General features: G+C 52.9%; 19 protein-coding genes and 1 pseudogene. 16 read left to right on the top strand and 4 right to left on the bottom strand.

What is annotated here, in order from left to right; all coding sequences use genetic code 11:
- Positions 1–163 precede the first annotated feature (163 nt).
- From QZ305_RS02105 to QZ305_RS02090, 4 genes are all read left to right on the top strand, one after another.
- The gene (locus tag QZ305_RS02105) at positions 164–2,023 is read left to right on the top strand and encodes a SpaA isopeptide-forming pilin-related protein (protein WP_294729840.1); all 1,860 of its coding nucleotides are present in this window, start codon (positions 164–166) and stop codon (positions 2,021–2,023) included.
- Positions 2,024–2,082: 59 nt separating this feature from the next.
- Positions 2,083–3,729 carry an isopeptide-forming domain-containing fimbrial protein gene (locus QZ305_RS02100; RefSeq protein WP_294729839.1) on the top strand — a complete coding sequence of 549 codons (1,647 nt, stop codon included), beginning with the start codon at positions 2,083–2,085 and terminating at the stop codon, positions 3,727–3,729.
- Between the two features lie 108 nt (positions 3,730–3,837).
- Positions 3,838–4,686 (top strand): class C sortase, encoded by an 849-nt coding sequence (locus tag QZ305_RS02095; protein ID WP_294729838.1) that lies wholly within the window; start codon positions 3,838–3,840, stop codon positions 4,684–4,686.
- Positions 4,670–5,395 carry a hypothetical protein gene (locus QZ305_RS02090; protein WP_294729837.1) on the top strand — a complete coding sequence of 242 codons (726 nt, stop codon included), beginning with the start codon at positions 4,670–4,672 and terminating at the stop codon, positions 5,393–5,395. Before QZ305_RS02095 ends, QZ305_RS02090 begins: the two co-directional genes overlap by 17 nt.
- A 147-nt stretch (positions 5,396–5,542) precedes the next feature.
- Here the strand turns inward: QZ305_RS02090 and QZ305_RS02085 are convergent, their stop codons facing one another.
- A complete protein-coding gene (locus QZ305_RS02085; RefSeq protein WP_294729836.1) occupies positions 5,543–5,923 on the bottom strand; it encodes a hypothetical protein in 381 nt (126 codons plus the stop codon).
- Positions 5,924–6,017: 94 nt separating this feature from the next.
- On the opposite strand from QZ305_RS02085, the gene QZ305_RS02080 reads away from it, so the two are divergent.
- From QZ305_RS02080 to rplT, 6 genes are all read left to right on the top strand, one after another.
- On the top strand, positions 6,018–6,659 hold the full coding sequence (locus QZ305_RS02080; protein ID WP_294729835.1) for a hypothetical protein: 642 nt from the start codon (positions 6,018–6,020) through the stop codon (positions 6,657–6,659).
- Positions 6,649–9,033, top strand: a complete 2,385-nt coding sequence (locus QZ305_RS02075) for a homocysteine S-methyltransferase family protein (protein ID WP_294729834.1) — start codon at positions 6,649–6,651, stop codon at positions 9,031–9,033. The genes QZ305_RS02080 and QZ305_RS02075 overlap by 11 nt, the downstream gene beginning before the upstream one ends.
- Positions 9,030–10,823, top strand: a complete 1,794-nt coding sequence (locus QZ305_RS02070; RefSeq protein WP_294729833.1) for a homocysteine S-methyltransferase family protein — start codon at positions 9,030–9,032, stop codon at positions 10,821–10,823. Before QZ305_RS02075 ends, QZ305_RS02070 begins: the two co-directional genes overlap by 4 nt.
- Positions 10,824–11,201: 378 nt before the next feature.
- Complete coding sequence (gene infC / locus QZ305_RS02065) at positions 11,202–11,747, top strand: translation initiation factor IF-3 (RefSeq protein ID WP_294729832.1); 546 nt, start codon at positions 11,202–11,204, stop codon at positions 11,745–11,747.
- On the top strand, positions 11,740–11,934 hold the full coding sequence (rpmI, locus tag QZ305_RS02060) for a 50S ribosomal protein L35 (RefSeq protein ID WP_067557660.1): 195 nt from the start codon (positions 11,740–11,742) through the stop codon (positions 11,932–11,934). Before infC ends, rpmI begins: the two co-directional genes overlap by 8 nt.
- 18 nt (positions 11,935–11,952) lie before the next feature.
- Positions 11,953–12,315 carry a 50S ribosomal protein L20 gene (rplT, locus tag QZ305_RS02055; RefSeq protein WP_294729831.1) on the top strand — a complete coding sequence of 121 codons (363 nt, stop codon included), beginning with the start codon at positions 11,953–11,955 and terminating at the stop codon, positions 12,313–12,315.
- 370 nt (positions 12,316–12,685) lie between these two features.
- Here rplT and QZ305_RS02050 read toward each other — a convergent pair whose 3' ends face one another.
- Together QZ305_RS02050 and QZ305_RS02045 are read right to left on the bottom strand one after the other, a co-directional pair.
- Positions 12,686–13,582, bottom strand: a complete 897-nt coding sequence (locus tag QZ305_RS02050) for a hypothetical protein (protein WP_294729830.1) — start codon at positions 13,580–13,582, stop codon at positions 12,686–12,688.
- A 117-nt stretch (positions 13,583–13,699) separates the two neighbouring features.
- On the bottom strand, positions 13,700–16,258 hold the full coding sequence (locus QZ305_RS02045) for a DEAD/DEAH box helicase (protein ID WP_294729829.1): 2,559 nt from the start codon (positions 16,256–16,258) through the stop codon (positions 13,700–13,702).
- A gap of 86 nt (positions 16,259–16,344) precedes the next feature.
- Here QZ305_RS02045 and QZ305_RS02040 point away from each other — a divergent pair, with 86 nt between their 5' ends.
- The 5 genes and pseudogenes from QZ305_RS02040 to QZ305_RS11760 all read left to right on the top strand — a co-directional run bounded on the left by QZ305_RS02040 (position 16,345) and on the right by QZ305_RS11760 (position 19,590).
- Positions 16,345–16,494, top strand: a complete 150-nt coding sequence (locus tag QZ305_RS02040; protein ID WP_294729828.1) for a hypothetical protein — start codon at positions 16,345–16,347, stop codon at positions 16,492–16,494.
- A gap of 198 nt (positions 16,495–16,692) precedes the next feature.
- Positions 16,693–16,920 carry a FeoA family protein gene (locus QZ305_RS02035; RefSeq protein ID WP_294729827.1) on the top strand — a complete coding sequence of 76 codons (228 nt, stop codon included), beginning with the start codon at positions 16,693–16,695 and terminating at the stop codon, positions 16,918–16,920.
- On the top strand, positions 16,917–17,147 hold the full coding sequence (locus QZ305_RS02030; protein ID WP_294729826.1) for a ferrous iron transport protein A: 231 nt from the start codon (positions 16,917–16,919) through the stop codon (positions 17,145–17,147). Before QZ305_RS02035 ends, QZ305_RS02030 begins: the two co-directional genes overlap by 4 nt.
- Positions 17,144–19,323, top strand: a pseudogene (feoB, locus tag QZ305_RS02025) (ferrous iron transport protein B). Before QZ305_RS02030 ends, feoB begins: the two are co-directional and overlap by 4 nt.
- A 39-nt stretch (positions 19,324–19,362) precedes the next feature.
- Positions 19,363–19,590, top strand: coding sequence for a FeoB-associated Cys-rich membrane protein (locus tag QZ305_RS11760; RefSeq protein ID WP_367268818.1), 228 nt, complete (start codon positions 19,363–19,365; stop codon positions 19,588–19,590).
- Positions 19,591–20,105: 515 nt separating this feature from the next.
- On the opposite strand, the gene QZ305_RS02020 is transcribed toward QZ305_RS11760, so the two are convergent.
- On the bottom strand, positions 20,106–20,285 hold the full coding sequence (locus QZ305_RS02020) for a hypothetical protein (protein ID WP_294729825.1): 180 nt from the start codon (positions 20,283–20,285) through the stop codon (positions 20,106–20,108).
- 341 nt (positions 20,286–20,626) lie between these two features.
- Between QZ305_RS02020 and QZ305_RS02015 the strand changes: the two genes are divergently transcribed.
- A complete protein-coding gene (locus QZ305_RS02015; RefSeq protein ID WP_294729824.1) occupies positions 20,627–22,027 on the top strand; it encodes a DUF2812 domain-containing protein in 1,401 nt (466 codons plus the stop codon).
- The last annotated feature ends 211 nt before the right edge of the window (positions 22,028–22,238 follow it).

Raw genomic sequence — 22,238 nt, 5'->3', positions numbered from 1 at the left:
TTTGATTCAGAAACTTTAGAGGTGCTCAGCGACCTCAACAATATTCGGATATTCGTTAAAAATCACCAATAACCGATCAGATATGAATGGAGGAGGAATCCTCGTTAATGGATATATGGTTGGCGGAAATATTCGGAGAATCTACAACTCGGATACTTTGACCGTGAATGGCTTAAAGAAGTTGGAAGATGTGAATGGAGCTACAACTGCAGCAAGCAAGGCTGGTTACAGATTTACATTATCCGATAAAGAGGAAGGAGGAAATGTCATTTCGACAGCCACGTCAGATGAAAGTGGTGCATTCTCATTTGCGGCTGTTTCTATCCAAGTTCCTGATGATAAACTAAATGGATCGCTTGATTATTATGTTTTCGAGAATAAGAGTGAACAGCAAGGCGTTCTGTTTGATGAATCTGTTTATAAGTTGACGGTGAATTACAGATCAAAGCAAAGCGAACCGGTTAATATTACCTTTTTCAATCCCAAAACAAATCAGAATGAAACGATCATAGTTATTGAGTATACGACAACAATTAATTCTGTTCAGACTTATAAGAAATCTGGTGATTCCTGGGAGAGTGTCAACAGTCAAATAAATACACAACAACTGACCAATGATGATCTCGCAAATGAGTTTGAAATTAATAAAAGATATAACTGGAGTATTTCACTGACAGGTACAGGAGCCACTTTTATCAATAAGGTAGTACCGGTAAGAGATATTACAGTAAAAAAGACCTGGAGTGATGGAGCTGAGAGTCATAAGGAACATACAGTTACAGTGACGCTGCTAAGAGATCTAAAGGAGAATCACAGATCAGATCCAGAAACAGTAAGAGTTATCATTCTAAATGCACAGAATAACCAAGGACCAGATCTTAGAAATAAATGGGAGTACACATGGAATGATTTGCCGACTACTGATAACAATGGCAGGGAGTACGAATATTGGGTAACAGAAAGTTCAAGTGCTCCCGGCTATATGACTTCTATACAAGAAGATAAATCGGGGAATCAGACAACTCCTGTTGAGGAATATGTAGAGCAAGATGCTTGGGTTCCTGCAGAATCTGTGGAATACGGAAAAGAATATATTCTGGTATATGAAGCAGGTAACAAAGTTTTGAATAAGACTGGTTCAACAGAAAATGGATATGGTATCTATTCTGGAAATACTGGTACGGTTTCCGGTTATATGGAAAACAGGGAGAATATTCAGAACTACACAAACATTGGAAATGCAGAAATCTTGGTAGGATTGGACCAGAGAAATCATGGGCGATTCCTGCAATCCAGTTCGGGAAGCGGCTATCTGGTAGCACTTAATGGTAATCAAGGGCTTCAATATCTGAGTTCAAACTACAATGATATGTTGGGCTTCGATATTCAGAATGGAGATACAAAACTATATAGGTGGAATGGTGAAACTAATCCAGATAATGTGACGTTTAGTAACGGTTCATTTGGAACCAGCTTCAAGCAGGGGTCAAATGCTGATAAAGCCAAACTTTATACTAGAGGGAAAATCTGGGTGAAGAAAACTGTTGAAATCAGTACACCAGGAAACATAGAATTCACAATTACGAATACGAAGATTTCCAATAGGCTGGTAATCACTAAATTCAATGATGATAAGTCGGTCAAATTATCCAATGCAGTATTTGAACTGTATAAGGACGAATATTGTACAGAATTCGTTGATACATATAAAACAAATCCTGACGGCTTGATTGAAATTTCGGATTTGCCTGAAAGCAAATATTGGCTAAAAGAAGTGAAAGCTCCTGATGGCTACGAAATTCCTGAAAATCCAATCATTGAGATTTCATTCGACAACAATGAAAATGCGAGTGCTTACTATGCAGTTGATGTAACAAACAAAGCAATACTGTACGAACTTCCCGAAACAGGAAGCGCTGGAACAAAGATCTATACAGCCACCGGAACGATCCTCCTCCTAACCGGAACTGGACTGTACAGATATAAACGGAGACGGAACAGAAAGGGAGGTGAAGCTCACTAACCTCCCAACCCTCCAAACAATTGAATCATTCAAAAACAGAATTTTAGAAAGGAAACATTATGAAAACAAACAAATTGATCGCTGCTGGTGCAATGGCACTCTCTATGGCAATGACTCCTGTGGCTTCCCTGATCAATGCAATGCCGATTGCTGCGGCAAATGTCTCGATTGAGGCTTCTGGTGATGGACAGCTTCTCAAAGACCATACGTTTACTGCCTATCAGGTCTTCAGTGGAACTGTATCAACAGATAATACAGTTACAGATATTAACTGGGGAGAAGGTATTAACTCAACAGCTTTCTTAACCGCAATCAAGGCAAATCAAGCATTTGAAACAGATGGGGAAAACATTTTTAAAGACTGTACAACAGCGACAGATGTTGCCCAGGTGTTGAAAAACTATAATGGATCAAGCGATGTAGCTATTACTTTTGCTCGACTTGCAGCCGATAACGTAATGGGAAATGGAATTACTATTCCTGCGAATGGAACACAGTTGAAACAGGGCTATTATGTAATTGTTGATACGACAGAAAAAAACCCGGATGTTGTCAACCCCGCTTTACTTGAAGTGGTAGGCGGTGCTGAAGACAAAGTGGTTGTTGAACTGAAAAATGATAAACCGACTGTTACGAAGAAAGTTAAAGAAGATGATCACGATGTAACTAATGATAGTCCCTATGGTGAAAAATACAATGATGTAGCAGACTACAATATTGGTGAGACAATTCCCTTCTCTTTCTATTCAAAAGTTCCAACTAATATCAGCCAATATGAGACCTATAAATATGTATTCAAGGATACAATGAGCAAAGGTTTGACTTTAGATACCACTAGTATTGCTGTGGTAATTGGAGGAACAACACTCGATGCAAATAGCTATACTGTTTCGGCTGTTACGACGAATGATGATGAAACTCAGTCATTCAGTATTACAATTACAGACCTGAAAGCAATCTCTTCAGCTACCGCAGGTGCAGATATTCGGGTAAATTTCAATGCTTCTCTGAACAGCAATGCAGTTATTGGCTTGGAAGGAAACCCCAACACAGTAAAACTTGAATACTCCAATAACCCAAGCGACTCCAATTCCACCAAAGAAACTCCAGAGGATACTGTAATCGTATTTACCTATGAACTGGATGTAAATAAGGTAGATAACGCTAATGACCAGATCAAACTGTCAGACGTTGAGTTTGAATTATGGGATACAAGCGATAAGGATAACCACAGAGTAGCGGTTGTCAAAGATGGCAAATTCGTAAAATGGGCTGATTCTGGTGAATCAATTTCTGAAGATGAAGGAACAAAAGTCTTGAAAACTGGTACCAATGGTACATTCGCAATTGCAGGACTTGATGCTGGCACGTATTATCTGAAAGAAACTAAAACTGTTGATGGATATGTACTTCCAGAAAATCCCTTTGAGATTACTATTACATCCACTACGAAGAACGATAATCAATGGGATGGAACAAGCCCCAGTACAGCATTGACTGCTCTGAATGTTTCGGTAGATAAGGGAACAGCTGTAAATGGTGATACAAGTACTGGTGCTGTTACAGCTACAATTAAGAACTCTAACCGGGCTACTCTTCCCGAAACCGGTGGTATGGGTACAACCCTGATCTACGGTGCAGGTGCTCTCATGGTAGCCGGTGCGGCTGTTGTCTATGTAACCAACAAGCGGACTCGCAAAGACTGATCAGTTTACTCCTAAATCTTTTTCAGGCTGATGGAATCTCTCTCCTTCAGTCTGGAAAGCCAGGAAAGACTTCCTGGTTTTCCAGACTTCACTGAAAGGGATGATGACTTGAAGTTTATAAAGAACCATTTATCTACGATTGTCATTGTCATCGTATTTGTAATCGGGCTTGGACTCCTTGCCTATCCGACAGTGGCGAACTGGTGGAACAACAATATGGCCTCTCATGCTGTTGCCAACTATACCGAAGCTGTTCAGAATCTGGATACGTCTCAGTATGATGAACTGATGGAAACCGCCCGTGCTTATAACGCTGATCTGGCTTCCAATCCCGGACGCTTCAATCCCACAGATGAGGAACATGCTTCTTATGAAAAGCAGCTCTCCGTGGCGGATTCATCTGTCATGGGATCCATCTCCGTTCCTTCTGTGGACATCTCACTGCCCATCTATCGTGGAACTTCCGAAGAAGTCCTGGCGGCTGGTGCAGGGCATTTGGAAGGATCCTCATTGCCGGTAGGTGGTATTGGAACTCATACCGTCATTACCGGGCACCGTGGACTTCCATCGGCGAAGCTGTTTACCGATCTGGACCGGGTGGTGGAAGACGATTATGTCATTCTGAAAGTCCTGAACGAGACGCTGACGTATCAGGTGGATACGATCCGCATTGTGGAGCCGAAGGAAATTGAAGGACTGGCCATTGATCCGGACAAGGATCTGCTGACGCTGGTGACCTGCACACCCTATGGGATCAACACCCACCGGATCCTGATTACGGGACACCGGGTGGAGAATCTCACGGAGTGGGAAGCTGCTTCGGATGCGGGTCAGATTGATACCAAACTGGTGGCTCTGTGCATTGCGATACCGATTCTTATTATTCTATTCATACTGCTTCTGATCAGAACCAGGAAACCGAAAACGAAAGGAGAACCTGATGAACGTGATTCGTAAACTGGCAGCCTGCCTGACAGCAATCCTGCTGCTTGTGGGGCTTCCTGTCCATGCCGAACAGCTGGACTATATTGATCTGAATCATCCCGCTTCTCTGAAGTTCGAGGTGCACACACCCCAGGGAGATCCGGTTCCCGGTGGAACCATTACCATATATAAGGTAGCGGATATCGTTCAGACGGATACCGGATATGCGTTTTCCGCCTTGCCGGCTTTTGCTTCTGCGGTGACGGATGAGCGGCTGAATGAACAGCTCTCTCACCATGATCTGGATGTGAACCATGAACTGTCCCGGATGCTCATGCAGTATGCCCAGGAACAGAACATGGCAGGGGAGTCGGAAACCGTGCCCTCCACGGGCATTGCGGATTTCTCCACGGCAGACCACGACATTTCTCTGGGGCTCTGGCTCATTACCCAGCCGGAAGCTGCTCCCGGTTACGAAGCCATGCCTCCTTTCCTGATCTCGCTGCCCAGAGCCATCTATGAAGAGGGCAGTGAGATCCCCGTATATGAATATGATGTGGTGGCGACACCCAAGTCGGATCCGAAGAAATTGACGAAGCCGGACAAGCCGGATACGCCGCAGAAACCGGGCCGCCCAAACACTTCCGAAGAAACAGGCTGGATGCAGTGGACAGGACTGCTTCTGGTGTCATGTGTGTTCATCGTTCTTCTCCTTTTCAGCCGGCACAGGCAGAGCCGGTGACGCAAAAGACCCGCTCAGATTGAGCGGGTCTTTTGGGTGTACCCACAAACAGGACCGGCATGCAGCGGTCCTGCTCATGTATGGTCTAGAAGGAGATGGCTAAAGGATACCACAGTCACAAAAATTGTTCCACTGAAACGCTTACATCTATGCCTGGATATGACTGTCTGAATTATGAAATTCCATCCGTCTGTCCCAGACAAGGGCCAGATCCGCCTTGTCCACCTGCATGAGCTGGGGGCCGGAAAAGATGTTCACCACCATGTCCGGATATTCCTCCGGTATGACTTCATCCATGAAGCAGCCAATGACGCAGATCAGACGGTCGTGACGCACCAGACAGAAGCAGTTTTCCAGGGAAGGGAACCGCTCCAGAAGTGTGCCCTGTTCGTAGCGGTCAATGGGAATCAGGTCCTGTTCGTCAAACAGATCCAGTTCCCGGAATACTATGATTTTCGTGAGTTGGTCCACATCCCGGGCATTCATCGGGTCATAAATGGAAATATTCCTGTTTTCGTTGTTCCTCATGACTTTAGTATAGGGACTGCGACTCAAAATATCCATGGAACTGTTCACGGTTTTTTCTTTTCCGGAGCGGCTTTGGAAGTATAATGAAAACATTATGAAAATGCATGAAACTGCCTGTGTCTACGCGGGCATTGACCACAACGATACAGCTTCCCGGGCCATGATGCAGGAAATACTGGATTCACTGCCATCCCGCTATCCGCCCCGGTCCACCTGGCGCCAGGTGCCTCTGACCTGGAGGGATGAGATGCCGGTGGCAGACGGGGAAGCCCTGCCTGGTACCATGGCAGCCGGCTTTCTGCAGGGAGCTTCCGCAATCATCCTCATGGCCATTACCCTGGGACCGGCTTTTGACCGGGATGTCAGGCGGCTGGCTCTGACAGATATGACCCGGTCCCTCTTTCTCAACGCAGCGGGCGCTGCTTTTGTGGATCAGGAACTGGACCGGGTGCAGGCGGAGATCGAAACATCTCTCGGGCGGCATCTCTCCGACCGGTTTTCTCCCGGCTATGGAGATCTGCCTCTGGCCATGCAGCGGTTCATGGAACGGGAACTGAACCTCTCCGGCCGTCTGGGCATCCACCTGCTGGATACACTGCTCATGGTGCCGGAAAAATCCATCACCGCCATGGCTGGTGTTTTCGATACACCCCAGCCGCAGTCCATCCGGGGCTGTGAAGTGTGCACGCTCTATCCCTGCGCTCTCGCAAAGAAAGGACAAACCTGTGGAAAATAAAACCAGTCTCTTCGCTTCTTCAAACGGCCGGATCCTGCTGCTGGACGGGTCCATGGGCACTATGCTGCAGAAACGGGGCATGAAACCCGGCACCATTCCCGAACTGCTGAACATCACCGACCCGGCACTGGTTCAGTCAGTGCACCGGGACTACGCCCGGGCTGGCAGCGACATTGTCTATGCCAACACCTTCGGTGCCAATCCGGACAAGCTGAAAAACACCGGCTTTTCCCTGGAGGAAGTCATTGCCGCTGCTATCGACAACGTCCGTACAGCTGCACCGGACTGCCTGTGCGCCCTGGACATTGGTCCGCTGGGACAGCTCCTGGAGCCGCTGGGCACGCTGTCCTTTGAGGACGCCTATGACAAATTCGCCGCGATTGTCCGAGCAGGGAAGACTGCGGATCTGATCGTCATTGAAACCATGGCAGATCTCTATGAAACCAAAGCGGCGCTGCTGGCAGCGAAGGAAAACAGTGACCTGCCGGTTCTGGTCTCCATGACGTTCCAGGAAGATGGACGCACCTTCACCGGCACCACCCCGGAAATCTTTGCCCGGACCATGACCGGCCTGGGGGCAGACTGTCTGGGGATCAACTGCTCTGCCGGACCGGATACGCTGGTCCCGCTGCTGAAGGAAGTGCTGGCCAATACCCACCTGCCCGTGGCGGCCAAACCCAATGCCGGCTTGCCGGATCCCCGGGACGGGTCCTATTCACTCTCGGATGCGCAGTTTGTCCAGGACCTGCTGCCGGCACTGGAAGCAGGGGTCACAGTGGCAGGAGGCTGCTGCGGCACCACCCCGGAAACCATCCAGGCGCTGAAAGCGGCGGTGACGGATCTGCAGCCGGACCGCATTCCCTGCGAGCCGAAAAGCGTTGTCTGTTCGGCGCTGCAGTCGGTGACCGCAGACAAGGTGTGCCCCATTGGAGAGCGGCTGAATCCCACGGGGAAGAAACGCTTTCAGCAGGCACTGAAAGACCGGGACTTCGCCTATCTCATCTCTCAGGCACTGGAACAGGTGGAAGCCGGTGCCGCCATTCTGGATCTAAACGTAGGCGCGCCGGGGATTGATGAAACTGCGCTTCTGCCGGAAGCTGTGAAACGGATCCAGAGCGTGGTGGATGTGCCCCTGCAGCTGGACTCCAGCAATCCCGCGGCCCTGGAAGCCGCACTGCGGGTCTACAACGGCAAACCTTCGGTGAACTCGGTTTCGGCGGAACAGGAAAAACTGAAGGCGGTGCTTCCTTTGGTGAAACGCTACGGTGCCAGCGTGGTGGGTCTGGCTCTGGACGAAGAGGGCATTCCCAAAACCGCGGAAAAACGGCTGGAGAATGCAGAGAAGATTCTGAAAGCCTGTGAAGAGGCGGGCATTGCCCGGGAAGATGTATGGATCGACTGTCTCTCTCTGACAGTCTCCGCCCAGCAGGAACAGGCTATGGAAACCCTGAAGGCCATCCGGACTTTGAGTGACCGGGGGATTCAGACCACCCTGGGTGTTTCCAATATCTCCTTCGGACTCCCGGACAGAGGCCTGCTGACTGCCACCTTCCTGACCATGGCCATGACAGCCGGCATGCGGCTGCCCATTGTCAACGTGAACAACCCGCAGATTCGCGGCGCCCTGGATGCCTTCATGGTGCTGAATGGTCAGGACGCGAACGCCCGGGCATTCATCGACAGCAGTCCCCATGAGATGGGCGGAAATTCCCCGGTGACAAAACCGGTGAAATCCGATGCAGGATCCAATGGCACACCGCTGTCTCAGGCGATTCAGAAAGGTCTGAAGGACGAAGCAGCGGCACTGGCCCGGGACTATCTGAAAACCCGGGATTCGCTGGCGCTGACGGAAGAGGAACTGATTCCGGCGCTGGATCAGGTGGGGAAGGATTACGAAACCGGCGTGATTTTCCTGCCGCAACTGCTCCAGGCGGCGTCGGCGGCGCAGTCGGTGTTCGAAGAGATCCGGATGAAGAATGCGCAAAGCGGCGGGTCGCAGGTGAACCGGGGAACGATCGTGATGGCGACAGTCAAAGGGGATATCCACGATATCGGAAAGAACATCGCTTCGACGATTCTGGAAACCTATGGCTATCAGGTGCTGGATCTGGGCCGGGATGTGGATCCGGCGGTGATCGTTCAGACGGTGAAAGAGAAGGATATCCGTCTGGTGGGACTCTCGGCTCTGATGACCACGACGCTGCCGGCGATGGAAGAAACGGTGAAACAGCTCAAGGCGCTGCCGAATCCCCCGAAGGTCATGGTGGGCGGAGCGGTGGTGACACCGGAGTATGCCGAGAGCATTGGAGCGGATTACTATTGCGCGGATGCCATGGCGGACTGCGCGGCGGCCAGGGAGGTGTTCGGCCAATGAGCAGAATGACAGAGAGCGGACGGGAAACGGGACCGGGGGCAGAGAAGCGGCCGGAGACGAGGTCCGTGCTGCCAACGCTGTTTGACGGCGCCATGGGGACCTGGTATGCCCGGGTGTCTCAGGAGCCCAGCAATCAGGTGGAGCTGGCGAATGTGACGGATCCTGTCAGGATTCAGGAGATCCACCGGGGGTATCTGGAGGCCGGGGCGCAGGCGCTGCTGACCAACACCTTCGCCCTGCCGCAGATGGATCCGCTGACTGCCGGGGAAATCCTGCCGGCTGCAGTGCGCAATGCCCGGATGGCCATGGACCAGACAGGTGTGCAGGTCCCGCTGTATGCCGGTCTGGGGCCGGCGGAGTCCGGGTGTGAGCCGGACTGGAGTGCGCTGATCCGGGGGTTCCTGGAAGCCGGGGTGAACCGGTTTCTGTTCGAGACCCAGCCGGAGTTGGGATCGCTGCTGCCGGTGTTTGCGCTGATCCGCGGGATGGATCCGGGCGCACAGATCGGTGTGAGCTTTGCGGTGGAGGCAGACGGGCTGACCAAAGCCGGGCTGGCGGCGCAGATGCTGCTGGATGAAGCGGCGGAGCATGCGGATTTTCTGGGGCTGAACTGTCTGCAGGGTCCTGCCGGAATGGTGAAGCTGGTGTCTTCTCTGCACTGGAAAAAGCCACTGGTGATTCGCCCGAATGCGGGGAGCGCTGCGGTGGTGGGCAACCGGATGTCCTTTACGGCATCTCCCGAGTATTTTGCCAGGACGCTTCTGCCGCTGGCGGACCGGGGTGTGTCTCTGGGGGGATGCTGCGGCACAAGCCCGGCGCATATCGCTGCACTGGCCCGCAGACTGGCGGAAAGACCCGTACCGGCTGAGTCAGATACTGTGTCCGGGTCTTCGGAGACTGTGGCCGGAAAGCGGGAAGACAATGCCTTCATGGCGCTGTTTGAGAAAGGAAAACCGGTGCTGGTGGAAGCGGATCCCCCGGCGAATGATGACGTGATGCCCTGGCTGGCGGCGGTGAAGCGGCTGCGGCAGGCGGGAGCGGATGTGATCACGATATCGGACAATCCGGTGGGACGCCCCAAGGCGGATTCCTGCATGCTGGCGGCGCTGGCGGCCCGGGAAGAGGACATTCTGGTGCTGCCGCACATTGCCTGCCGGGACAAGAACCGGAATGCGATCCGGAGTCTGATCACGGGGCTGTCGGTATTCGGTGTCCATCAGTGTCTGGTGGTGACAGGAGATCCGGTATGCGAAGAGGACCGCAGCGAGGTGCGCCAGGTGTACAATTTCAATTCGCGGCGCCTGGCGGGCTACATTCAGGTGCTGAATGAGACTGTGCTGACCCATCCGGTGTGCGTGGCGGGGGCGCTGAATGTGAATGCGCCGAATTTCGATGTGCAGCTGCGGCTGGCGAAGGAGAAAATCGCCAATGGGGTGCAGGCGCTGCTGACGCAGCCGGTGCTGTCTGCCCGGGGGCTGGAGAATCTGAAGCGGGCGCATCATGAGCTGGACTGCCGGATCCTGGCGGGAATCTTTCCGGTGATCAGCGAGCGCAACGCGCTGTATCTGCAGAATGAAGTCACGGGAATCGAGCTGGATGACCGGATCCCGGGGCTGTATGCGGCCAGATCACGGCAGGAGGCAGAGGATCTGGCTGTGCGGATCTGTCGGGATGTGATTCGTGAGGCAGCACCGTATTGTGACGGCTGGTACATCATGATGCCGTTCCGTCGCACGGAGCTGGTGAGCCGGATCATGGCGGTGATCCGGGAGCAGGAAGAGGTGCGGTGAATCCGGACTGGAGCTGATTCTGATTCCGGTGCAGGCGGGTTGCCGGCCAGGGGTACAGACATGAGGGGTGCCGGTGCAGACAAGGCGGAGACTTTGTTCTGAAAGACGGAGACTTCATGTCGCGGAGGGAGACAAAACCGGCTGAAATGCAGAGGAGAACCGCTTTACATCAGCCTTTGAATGGGGTAGACTGTACAGGTAAAGAAATGGAAAGACAGAAGCACCCCTTCTCACCTGATGCGTTAGGCGCATGGGTCAATGCCAGATCAATGTGATTTTGCAATAACAGGGTGCCTTCGTGTGCCCGTTTTTTTTAATGAAAGGCAGGTATCGGATATCAATAACAGAAGAGTTGCCCCGAACAATGTCAACACAGACATGTTCAATGAAAAGATTCCCTTCAGAGAAGTACTCGTAATCGACGCAGATGGAAATCAGCTGGGGGTCATGCCCCGGCGGGAGGCGCTGGAAGTCGCCTATCGTCAGAACCTGGATCTGCTGTGTGTGGCTCCCAAGGCCCGTCCAGCGGTATGCAAGGTTCTCGATTACGGACGCTATCACTTCGAACAGCAGAAAAAAGCCAAAGAGTCAAAACGCAAGCAGCACACTGTCGAACTGAAAGCTCTCCGTCTGTCTCCGGTTGTGGATACCCACGACTTCGAAACGAAAGTGAAGCAGGCGAAAAAATGGCTGGGATCGGGCATGAAAGTCAAAGTTGATATGCGGTTCCGCGGCCGAATGATGACACGTCAGGAGGTTGGACGCCAGATCATGAACCAGTTCCTGGATGAGCTGGCGAAGGATGAAGAAATCGGTTATCTGATCGAGAAGCGTCCGTCCATGGAAGGGAACACCATGTCCCTGATCCTGGCGCCCAAGAAGAAAAAAACAACGGATAAGCAAGGAGGAACTGACAATGCCTAAGATGAAGAGCCACCGCGGACTGAACAAGCGGGTCAAGAAGACCGGGTCCGGCAAACTGAAGCGTCACCACGCATACACATCCCACCGTTTCCACGGCAAGACCAAGAAACAGCGCCGTCACCTGGCCAAGAGCGGACTGGTGAACCCGACAGATTACAAGCGCATCAAGTCGCTGCTGGTGAAATAAGCAAGGGAGGAATTATAAATGGCAAGAGTTAAAGGCGGAACTGTATCCCGCAGAAGAAGAAAAAAGGTCCTGAAGCTGGCGAAAGGCTACTTCGGCTCCAAGCACACACTGTACAAAACTGCCAATGAGCAGGTCATGCATTCCTTCAAGTATGCATACAATGACCGCCGCAAGCTCAAGGGCAACATGCGCAAGATCTGGATCGCGCGTATCAACGCCGCTGCCCGCATGAACGACATGAGTTACAACAAGCTGATGCACGGTCTGAAGCTGGCTGACATTCAGATCAACCGGAAGATGCTGTCCGAGATGGCCATCCACGACGCTGAAGGCTTCACAAAAGTCTGCGACGAGGCAAAAGCTGCTCTGGCAAAGGCGTAAGAATCAAATGCAAAGGCACCTGGCGACAGGTGCTTTTTTTCGCTCACGGCTATCCGGATTTCGGATTACCGTGAACGAAAAAAAGGGGAATGCTCCCCCCACTCGGTGGACCTGTCAATATGGATTTGACAACCCCGTGTACTGCTTGCATGATACCGAAGCATGAGATAAATATCAATGAATACTGTGTTGTTATGCCAGCTATTCTGCCCTATGTCATTTGCCCTATTATTCTGTCCACTCTGTCATCAGGCTCGGAAAAAGACCTGATGGCTTTCGACAGGCCACTTTCAACTCATGCCAGGCCGACCTCTTCCACCGGACAGATGCCCTGTCCAGGCGGCACAGTCGCCGCATCGGCAGTACAGTGTCAGTGCCGTCTGCGTTTGACAACCCGGGTTTTCTGCCACTTGTAAACATGATCCGGTTCCAGGGGAAGAGATTCCGATCCGGGCCCCAGTTTCTCTCTGGCGGCTTCCTCGGTGTCGTAGCGGGCGATGAGTCTGCCTTTGGTGTCGTACTGGAAAATGACATACTGCTCATCTGCTTTGGGCTGCGCCTTGTTTGCCGCATTCAGCTGTTTGAGGGTGGCACTGATGGAAGGAAACGTGATCCGGGTGTCTGTGTCCAGATCCAGCAGGTCTTTGACCTGGTCCCAGGTCATGGCTCTGTCCTGCAAACCGGCGGCGTATTCTACCCGGGCTTTCCCGGTGCCGGGGAGGTGGTGGCTGCGGAAGTAGGACATGGACAGCGGTTCGATTCCCCGGAACAGGTCCAGCTTTTCCTGGTCCAGACCGGCAATGGCCAGCATATCCTGGGGATGCTGGATGAGAAGGACGGGCACGAGAAGCAGGGCAGCGATGGCATAGGGGGTGAAGGCGTCCTTGGGGCAGGAGGCGTTAAGGGTGATCAGCGTGTTCAGCGCGATTTCAATGGCCTGGTTTTTGCGCAGGGGGCGGGAGAAGTCAAAGAGACTGATGTGCTGTCTGATCCAGTCTTCCTGCCGGTCGTCCAGGTCGCTTCCGGAAAGACTGATGGCGATATACGGAGGCCGGTACCAGCTGTAAAAGTCCTCTGATTCTTCCGCGTCCGGATCGACATTCTGAAAATAGAGATCGATCTCGCGGGGGTGGGGGAAGACGTCGGGAAAATCATTCAGCTGCTGCAGGACGTTTAGTCCCTGTCTGATTTGATCCGGTTCAAAATAATGACCGGCCTGGAGTTTTCGGGCGTAACTCCGGATGATCTGCATATACTGTCCGTCCATGAACATACCTCTTCTTTATATTCCTGCTTGTGATATTCCGGTTTGTAATCTCCCGGTTTGTGATATCTCTGTTTGGGTGGCTGGTTCCGCCCGCCGGGTGACAGACTGCCGCTGTCCTCAATTCAGTCCCCGCCACTGTATTGCCTGGAGCAGGGCATCTGCGGAGAGCTCGCCGAGGTTTTCGGAGTCCAGGTCGTTGATGACCTGATCTGCCAGCTGCTGTTTGCCGGAGAGCATCCGGGAAATCACTTCTTCAATGGTATCAGCGGCAACAAACTTGTACACAGTGACGTCGTTGCGCTGTCCGATGCGGTAGGCCCGGTCACTGGCCTGGTTTTCCACAGCGGGGTTCCACCAGCGGTCGAAGTGGATCACGTTGCGGGCTTCGGTCAGGTTGAGTCCCACACCGGCGGCTTTCAGGGAGAGCACCAGATAGGGGAGCTTCCCGGCCTGGAACGCCTCGACAGTCTGCATCCGCTGTTTGGCGGGGGTGGATCCGTCAATGGTGGCGCCGGGGGCTTTGAAGACGCTGTGCAGCAGTTCGTCCAGGGCGGGGATGATCTGGGCAAACTGGGTGAAGACAATGACCCGCTCGCTGTTTTCGTGGATGGTCTGGGCGATGTCCCGCAGGGCTTCGAATTTGCCGGACCGGCTGATGGTCCAGGGTCCGGATTTCAGAAACTGCGCCGGGTGGTTGCAGATCTGCTTGAGGCGGGTGATGGCGGACAGAATCAGAAATTTCCGTTTGGCTGGCGGTGTCTCGCGCATGAGTTCATTCAGCCGGTTGACCTGATCCCGGTACAGGACGATCTGTTCCCGGGAGAGGTTGATGGTCACGTCGATTTCGTTTTTCTCCGGCAGGTCCTGGATAATGGATTTGTCGGTTTTCATGCGCCGCATGACAAAGGGTGTGATGACGGATTTCAGCCGGTCCAGGCTTTCGGCATCCGCTGCCCGGAACAGGGAGAATTCCTCCTTTGTTCCCAGCAGACCGGGGTTGATGAAGTCAAAGATGGACCAGAGCTCGGTGAGGTTGTTCTCGATGGGTGTGCCGGTGAGCGCCAGTTTGAAGTCCGATTTCAGGAGCTTGACTTTCCGGGTCTGGGCGGAGGAAGGATTCTTGATGGCCTGGGCTTCGTCCAGAATCACCGCGTCCCAGTGCACGGATTCCAGGTAATCGGACTGGCGGGCCTTCTGATAGGTGACCAGGGTGATGAAGGCGGGTTCTTCTTTGGCGGGTTCTTTTTTGCCTTCCAGATGAAAGACGGACATCCAGGGAGAGAATTTGCGGATTTCCGCCATCCAGTTGCCCACCAGGGTGGCGGGAACCACCACCAGAATGCGTTTTGCGCCGTCCAGCCGCAGGCGCTCCAGCATGGAGAGCACTTCCACGGTTTTTCCCAGACCCATGTCGTCAGCCAGAACCACGCCGAGTTTGTGCTGCCGCATGATGTCCAGCCACTGGTAAGCCTGTTTCTGATAGGGACGCAGGATGGAGTCAAAGGCAGAAGGCAGTTCGTTGGCGTGGATGTCCTGTCCCAGGCCGTAGCGGGCGTTCAGCCAGTCCTGATAGGAGATCTCCAGCTCCGGGAGCGCTTCTTCCTGATCGGTCATGTCCCGTTCTTCGCTTTGCAGCTGCATGAGGGACATCAGGGAGGTGCCGGCTTCCCGGGCTTTCCGGAACTGATTCACCAGCCGGGTCAGCTGACTGTGGCTGGCATTGAGCCAGCGGCCGTTGAGCCGGCGCAGTCCTTCGGTTCCGGCCAGCAGCGCTTCGGCTTCCGCCTCTGTGATGGGCTGGCCGTGATAGACCATCTGCGGTTTGTACTGGGACAGAGAGGTTTCGTTGATCAGACCCTGCCCCTGGCTCCATTCAAACCGGATCTGCAGCCGGTCATTTCTCATCCACACCGGCAGAATGCACACAATGCCGGCGTTCTGAAAGGATTCCACCTGGGAGACGAAATCGAAGGCTTCCTCTTCGGTGATCCGCAGGGGATGGTGGATCAGGCGGGTGCCCACGAGCCGCCGCAGAAATTCGCTGTCGGCCATGAGCTGATGGAGCGGGTACAGGGTAAAGTGCTGCGTGTCCTGATTCCTGGCCTGATTCATCCAGGTTTTCAGGTTTTTCCAGACAATGCGTCCGCCTTCTGTCACCGGAACCAGGGCCACAAATACAAAGGGATAGTCTTCGTCCTCCGGGTTGTCCGCCAGGAAGAAATAGATCTGGTTGCGGATCGTGGTCAGATTCCGGTCCCGGAGCAGCTGAAGGAGGCTCCGGGATTTCGAGCGGTTGGCATGCATCTGAATGGCCTGGGAGAAGTCCTGGAACAGACTTTGCAGATGTCCGGGATACAGGAACCGGGAATGGATCCCGTCATCCAGCTGTTCGCCGATCTGAGCCGCCCGTTCTTCCCGGAGGATGACCATGTGCCGTTTCTTTTCCCGCAGATGGATGTCTTCGGACATGACCTGCAGGAACTGACGGGCCAGGTCCATGAGCAGTTTCATGTCCGTAGACTGGGGCTTGTCCTGCACCAGTGCCAGTCTTGCGAGAAAGGCACCGTCGGATTTGTGCCAGGCCTGGACCAGCGGTTTTTCCGCTGCTTTTTTCTTTGCCTGCTCTTCATGAAGCAGCTGTATGTTCATTCCGCTGATGGTGGCGTCCAGTATCATGTGTGGTCCTCCCGGCTGTGTGACTGTGCAAGGCTGTGTGAGCACCCGACTGGTGAGCACCCGATTGTGCAGGGCTGTGCAGGAAGATGCGGGATCCGGCTGCAGTGCCGGTGCTCATGCATTATTCCATTTTAATCTGCAGCCGGTGGTTCGGACAATGGCGGAGAACGGTGAAAGGGGAAGTGCGGGTGAAGGGCGGGGATGAAGAGGAAGGCACGAAGCCGCAGATGGAATGAGGAACAGGGAAACAGCAGGGAAACAGCGAATCTGCGGATACAGAAGGGAACAGGATAACGGAACCGTCCGCGGAAACAGATGGAAAGACATGTGAATTTTTCCGCGAAGTATGTTGCAACTAACCACAGTTAGAGTATACTAACGATTGCTAGTTAACCCTAATTCAGAAGGGATGGCTGCAGATCGGAAGCAGATATATGATGCCGCTGTCCTATGCAGACAAGGGCAGACCGATGTCGGTCTGCCGGATCACCGGACCGCAGAATGTGAAAAACCATCTGGCGGATCTGGGCTTTTCCCCGCAGTCACTGGTCGTTGTGAAGCAGGAAATAGCTGGCAATCTCATCGTGGAAGTCAAAGGCTGCCGAATGGCGCTGGACGCCGGAATGGCCCGGCGGCTTTATGTTCAGGAGGTACCCGCATGACGCTGAATGAATACGGACCCGGAGCCCGTGTGGTGATCACGAAACTCACCGGAACCGGCGCGGTAAAGCGCCGGATCATGGATATGGGACTGACGAAGGGAACGGCATTGTCCATCCGGAAAGTCGCCCCGCTGGGGGATCCCTTTGAACTGACGGTTCGGGGGTATGAACTGTCACTGCGCAAGCAGGATGCGAAAATGATCGAAGTAGAGGAGGCTGCTCAATGAAGATCGTCGCACTGGCCGGGAATCCCAACAGCGGAAAAACCACGCTGTTCAATGCTCTGACCGGCTCCCGGCAGCACACAGGCAACTGGCCTGGGGTCACGGTGGAGAAAAAGGAAGGCCCTCTCAGGGGTGTGGATCAGATCCTGATTCAGGATCTGCCGGGTATTTATTCTCTGTCTCCCTATACCCTGGAAGAAGTGGTGTCCCGACAGTTCCTGGTGCAGGAAAGCCGGACATGGTCCTGAACATTGTGGACGGAACCAACATCGAACGAAGTCTGTATCTGACCACGCAGCTGATGGAACTGGATCTCCCGGTGGTCCTGGCTGTGAACATGGCGGATATGGTCCGGGCCAGCGGCAATACGCTGGACCTGAAAAAGCTCTCTGCGAAACTTGGCTGTCCGGTGATTTCCATTTCGGCACTGAAAAAGGAAGGTCTGCCGGAACTGACGGAAACGCTGAAACAGACGCTGTCCGCTCCCAGGCCGCTGCCGGTATTTACACCGGCGGTTCGCAAGGCCCTGGAGCAGATCGAATCGGTTCTGGGGGACATAGTCCCGGCCAGCGCAAGGTTCTGGTATGCGGTGAAGGTCTTTGAGAAAGATGAGCGGGTGCTGGAAGAACTGAATCTGAACGATGTCCAGAAAAAAGCCGTGCAGACGGTGACAGACCGTCTGGAAAAGGAGATGGATGACGATTCGGAGTCCATCATCACCACGCAGCGGTATGAATTCATCGAGAAGACGCTCTCGGACTGCTTCCACAAGAAGGCCAAAGCGTCGGATATGACCCTGTCGGACAAGATCGACCGGATCGTGACCAACCGCTGGCTGGCCCTGCCGATTTTCATTTTGATCATGTGGGGTATCTACACGATTGCCATGGGCGGCACGGTTGTCTCCATTGGCACGATGGGAACAGACTGGGTCAATGATGTGCTCTTCGGGGAATGGATCCCGCAGGGTGTGGAAACGCTGCTGACATCCATGGGAGTATCGGATGTGCTGGCGAGTCTGATTCAGGATGGCATCATCGCCGGTGTGGGTGCTGTGCTGGGGTTTGTTCCGCAGATCCTGGTGCTGTTTTTCCTGCTTTCCGTGCTGGAGGACTGCGGTTACATGAGCCGTGTGGCGTTCATTATGGACCGGCTGTTCCGCCGGTTCGGCCTCTCGGGCAAGAGCTTCATCCCGCTGCTGGTGGCCACAGGCTGCGGCGTACCAGGGATCATGGCAAGCCGCACGATCGAACAGGACAGGGATCGCAAGATGACGATCATGACCACGGGGTTCATTCCCTGCGGGGCGAAGATGCCGATCATTGGTCTGTTTGCCGGTGCGGTATTCGGACAGAGTGCCTTTGTGGCGGTGAGTGCGTTTGTGATCGGCATTGCAGCTGTGGTTGTATCGGGTATCATGCTGAAGAAGTTCAAGGCATTTGCAGGAGAACCGGCTCCTTTTGTCATGGAACTGCCTGCCTATCACTGGCCGACGCTGTCCAATCTGCTCCGGAGCACCTGGGAGCGTGGCTGGTCGTTCATCAAACGGGCGGGAACGCTGATCCTGGCCAGCAGCATTGTGCTGTGGTTCCTGCAGAGTTTCGGCTTCGTGGATGGCGGACTGCACATGGTGGAAGACAACAATCTGTCTCTGCTGGCTGCGATCGGGCGGAGCATTGCCTGGATTTTCTATCCTCTGGGCTGGGCTGGCGATATGGCATGGAAGGCCACAGTGGCGACGTTTACCGGTCTGATTGCCAAGGAAGAAGTGGTGAACACCTTTGGAGTGCTGTATGCCGGGCTGGGTGAAGTCTCCGAGGATGGAACCGAGATCTGGACTGCGATTGCTGCGGATTTCAGCGTCCTGGCTGCCTGGAGCTTCATGATCTTCAACCTGCTGTTTGCACCGTGCTTTGCGGCGATGGGTGCCATCAAGCGGGAGATGAACAATGCAAAGTGGACGCTGGCGGCGATCGGGTACATGTGTGTAATCGCGTACTGCAGCGCAATGATGGTATACCAGATCGGCGGTCTGATCACCGGCGAAGTACCGTTCAGTATCTTTACGGTGATTGCCCTGGTTCTGCTTAGCGTTCTGCTGTACCTGCTGTTCCGCAGGGGATACAGTGGCAGGGATGAGGTACCTGTTAAAACGATTGCCCTGGAAGCAGGGAAATAAAGGCGGTTGGTTCCGAAAGACTGGCGGGGAGGTGAGAGAATGACTGCCGGAGATGTAATGATCCTTCTTGTTCTGACTGTGGTTCTGGTGTTCATTTTCCGCCAGATGCGAAAGGACCGGAAGAAATCCTGTAATGGAGACTGCGCCCATTGTCATCAGGTGGACTGGAATGAGGTGCGCAGAGAGCTCCATAAAGAGAAAGCCGGGCCTTCGGTTGAGTGTTGCAGCTATCGAGGGCATAGAAAAAGGCACATTCCGGAGGAATGAGCTGAGGCTTGAGGATTTCCTGTCTTGTTTCGGCTGAACAGGTGCAGGCTGCTGGTTCCTGAAGTCTGTATATGAAAAACTCAGCGGGTTCCTGGACAACTGACAGTTGTTCAGTAAACTGGCTGAGTTATAATGAAGATACAGACAGCAGACATCAACCGATGTGCTGTTTATGAAGCTTTAGATGATTTAACAATCATCCTTGGCACGGTCGGTGCTCCTACACTGATCGTGCTTTTTTCAGCCAGTTCCGTGACAGCGGAAGCTGATCACGGAACCCGCTGCAATAGAGTAAGGCATAACCTGGAGGATAGAACCGAGCTGACAACTGCCTGATGAGTACCGGCTGAAAACGAAAATGGGGTCTTCCATGACTGGAAAGCCCCACCAAGCCGTCTGATTCGAGGAATCTTCCGGCCTTAGTCTGTCTCTTGCAAGATATTCCAAACGGCATATAATGAAGATACAGACAGCAGACATCAACCGATGTGCTGTTTAATTGTTGTCTAGATGATCTAGCGATCATCCTGAGCACGGTCGGTGCGGGTACACTGATCGTGCTTTTTCTTACGGATGATCGAGATCCTGAAGGACATTGCTATAGAGATGGACACAACGTCCGGAATCAGCGGCATAACAAACAATGCAATGGTACATAGATTTGCCAGCAGCTGAACAATCTCAAAAATATCCACAGTTCCTCCTTCCCAGTCTGTTTTCACGGACCAGGTCGGAAAGATTCCTCGAATCAGGAAGAAAAGCACATCAGCGTATTGATGACTGCAGCCAAATTATAACAAATCAGGAGTACCTGTAACAGAATGGTTTTCAAAATTATGGAAAAACATGCAATTATTTGCTTACTGTTCTGCAGATTTATATAAAATGAACACAGTGTTCTGAAACAAGCAGGTATGCCTAAGCGCGAAGCACTCAGCCTGAATCCTGAATAACTGACAGTTGTTCAGGGATCAGGCCGACTCTCTTTGTGTCATATCCGGACCTGTCGTATAATGATACAGTTAGGGGGTACACTATGGCAAAGGAACCTGAAAACCAGAAAAACACCAGTCTGGAAGAGCTGGAAGAACTCACACAGCAGGATCGCATCTCGCAGATCCAGTTCAGTGAGCCGGAACTTCATTCCTTCAATGCCTCGGATATATTTGAACTGAAGGAAGAAGAGAAACCGAAACGCGGCCTGTTCGGGAAGCGGTCCCGGAAAAAAGCCACCGTGCGCATCCGACGTCAGATTTTCGATGACGGACAGGAAATCACGGAAGAAGCCGCCACTGTGCAGGAAGAACCGGAACCGACGGTTTTTTCCTCCAGCGAGGATGTAGCCCCGGCTGTGGACGAACTGCTGCAGACCCAGCTGCCGCAGGAAGAAGCACCGCAGCCGGACGACGCAGCTGATCAGCAGCCGGAATCCGGAGACAACGCTCCCACCATTGAAATGGATGCTGTCACCGAAGAAACGCTGAAGGATCATGAAGAAGACGGAGAACCTGCAGAGGAAAACGGACCGGAAGCCGATGCCGGGGAAACTGTCATGGAAATCATGACGGAAGAATCCGTTCCGGCTGCTGATCAGGAAGATGAACCTGAAGCAGAAGACGAGGAAGATGACTCCGATGAATATGAGGATGATTCTGACGACGATGATGACGATGATGACGATGATGACGACGAAGAGGATGACGACGAAAACGACGAAGAGGAAGAAGATGAAGACGGTGAGTATTATGAAGACGAACCGGATCTCTTTGAAGACAAAAAACACTTCCTGCTGAGTCAGTATCCCATCATTGAAGACTATCTCGCAGAACAGTCAGCGGATGGCTACCATTACGTGCGCCACAACGGCCACAAGTATTATTTCACCAAAGGGGAACCTCAGCGGTACTACTATTCCATTGACTATTTCCGGCAGGAACCGGACAACAGCCAGTGGCGGAAACTGGAAGCTGACGGCTGGCAGCTGGTGTCCAAAGCGCCTGCCCGGAAGAAGAAGGAAGCCGGCTGGTTCATTTTCCGGCATCCTGAAGAAGCCGGCGAGTATCCCAAGGTGATTGAAAACGAAGAAGAAAAATACCGTTTCTTCCGAAAGTATGCCAACTCCTGCCGGAGCACCATGTTTCTGGTGTTCATCTGCATGGTCTGCTGCCTGATCACGGCTTTCCTGCAGTATGAATTCCAGGGGTACCTCTGGGGAATCGCTGTCTGCGCCGTACTGTTTGTTATCTGTCTGGTGGTATTCCTCCAGTATGCCCGGATGCTCAAGCACGCCAAAAAGCGGGCCAGAATGCTTATGGCCAGACTGCGCCTGAAAGAACAGCAGAAAAACCGCATGGAAATGGAATCCGACGAGTATGACACATCGGAAACCGAAGCCCAGCTGGAAAACGACTGGAACGAGCTGGAAGACGAAAACTGATTCAGCCTGAAGACAGACTCTGCAGACAGATAGTGGAGTCTGTTTTTTTTTCATGCCGTGATACAGATGCGGCTCCCCATCGGATTGCAGCCGCCATGAATCAGAATCAGCCAGCCTGCAGCGGTCTTTTCAGAAGACTAAAAAAGCCTGAAGACAGGCAAGGGCAGAGGATATATCCCCATCCCCGCATGTCTACAGGTCTTTTCTGTAC

Source organism: uncultured Faecalibaculum sp. (genome assembly GCF_910588395.1).
Classification (GTDB): domain Bacteria; phylum Bacillota_I; class Bacilli_A; order Erysipelotrichales; family Erysipelotrichaceae; genus Faecalibaculum.
The sequence above is the reverse complement of the archived record's forward strand: the minus strand, read 5'-3'. Positions and strand labels throughout refer to the sequence as shown.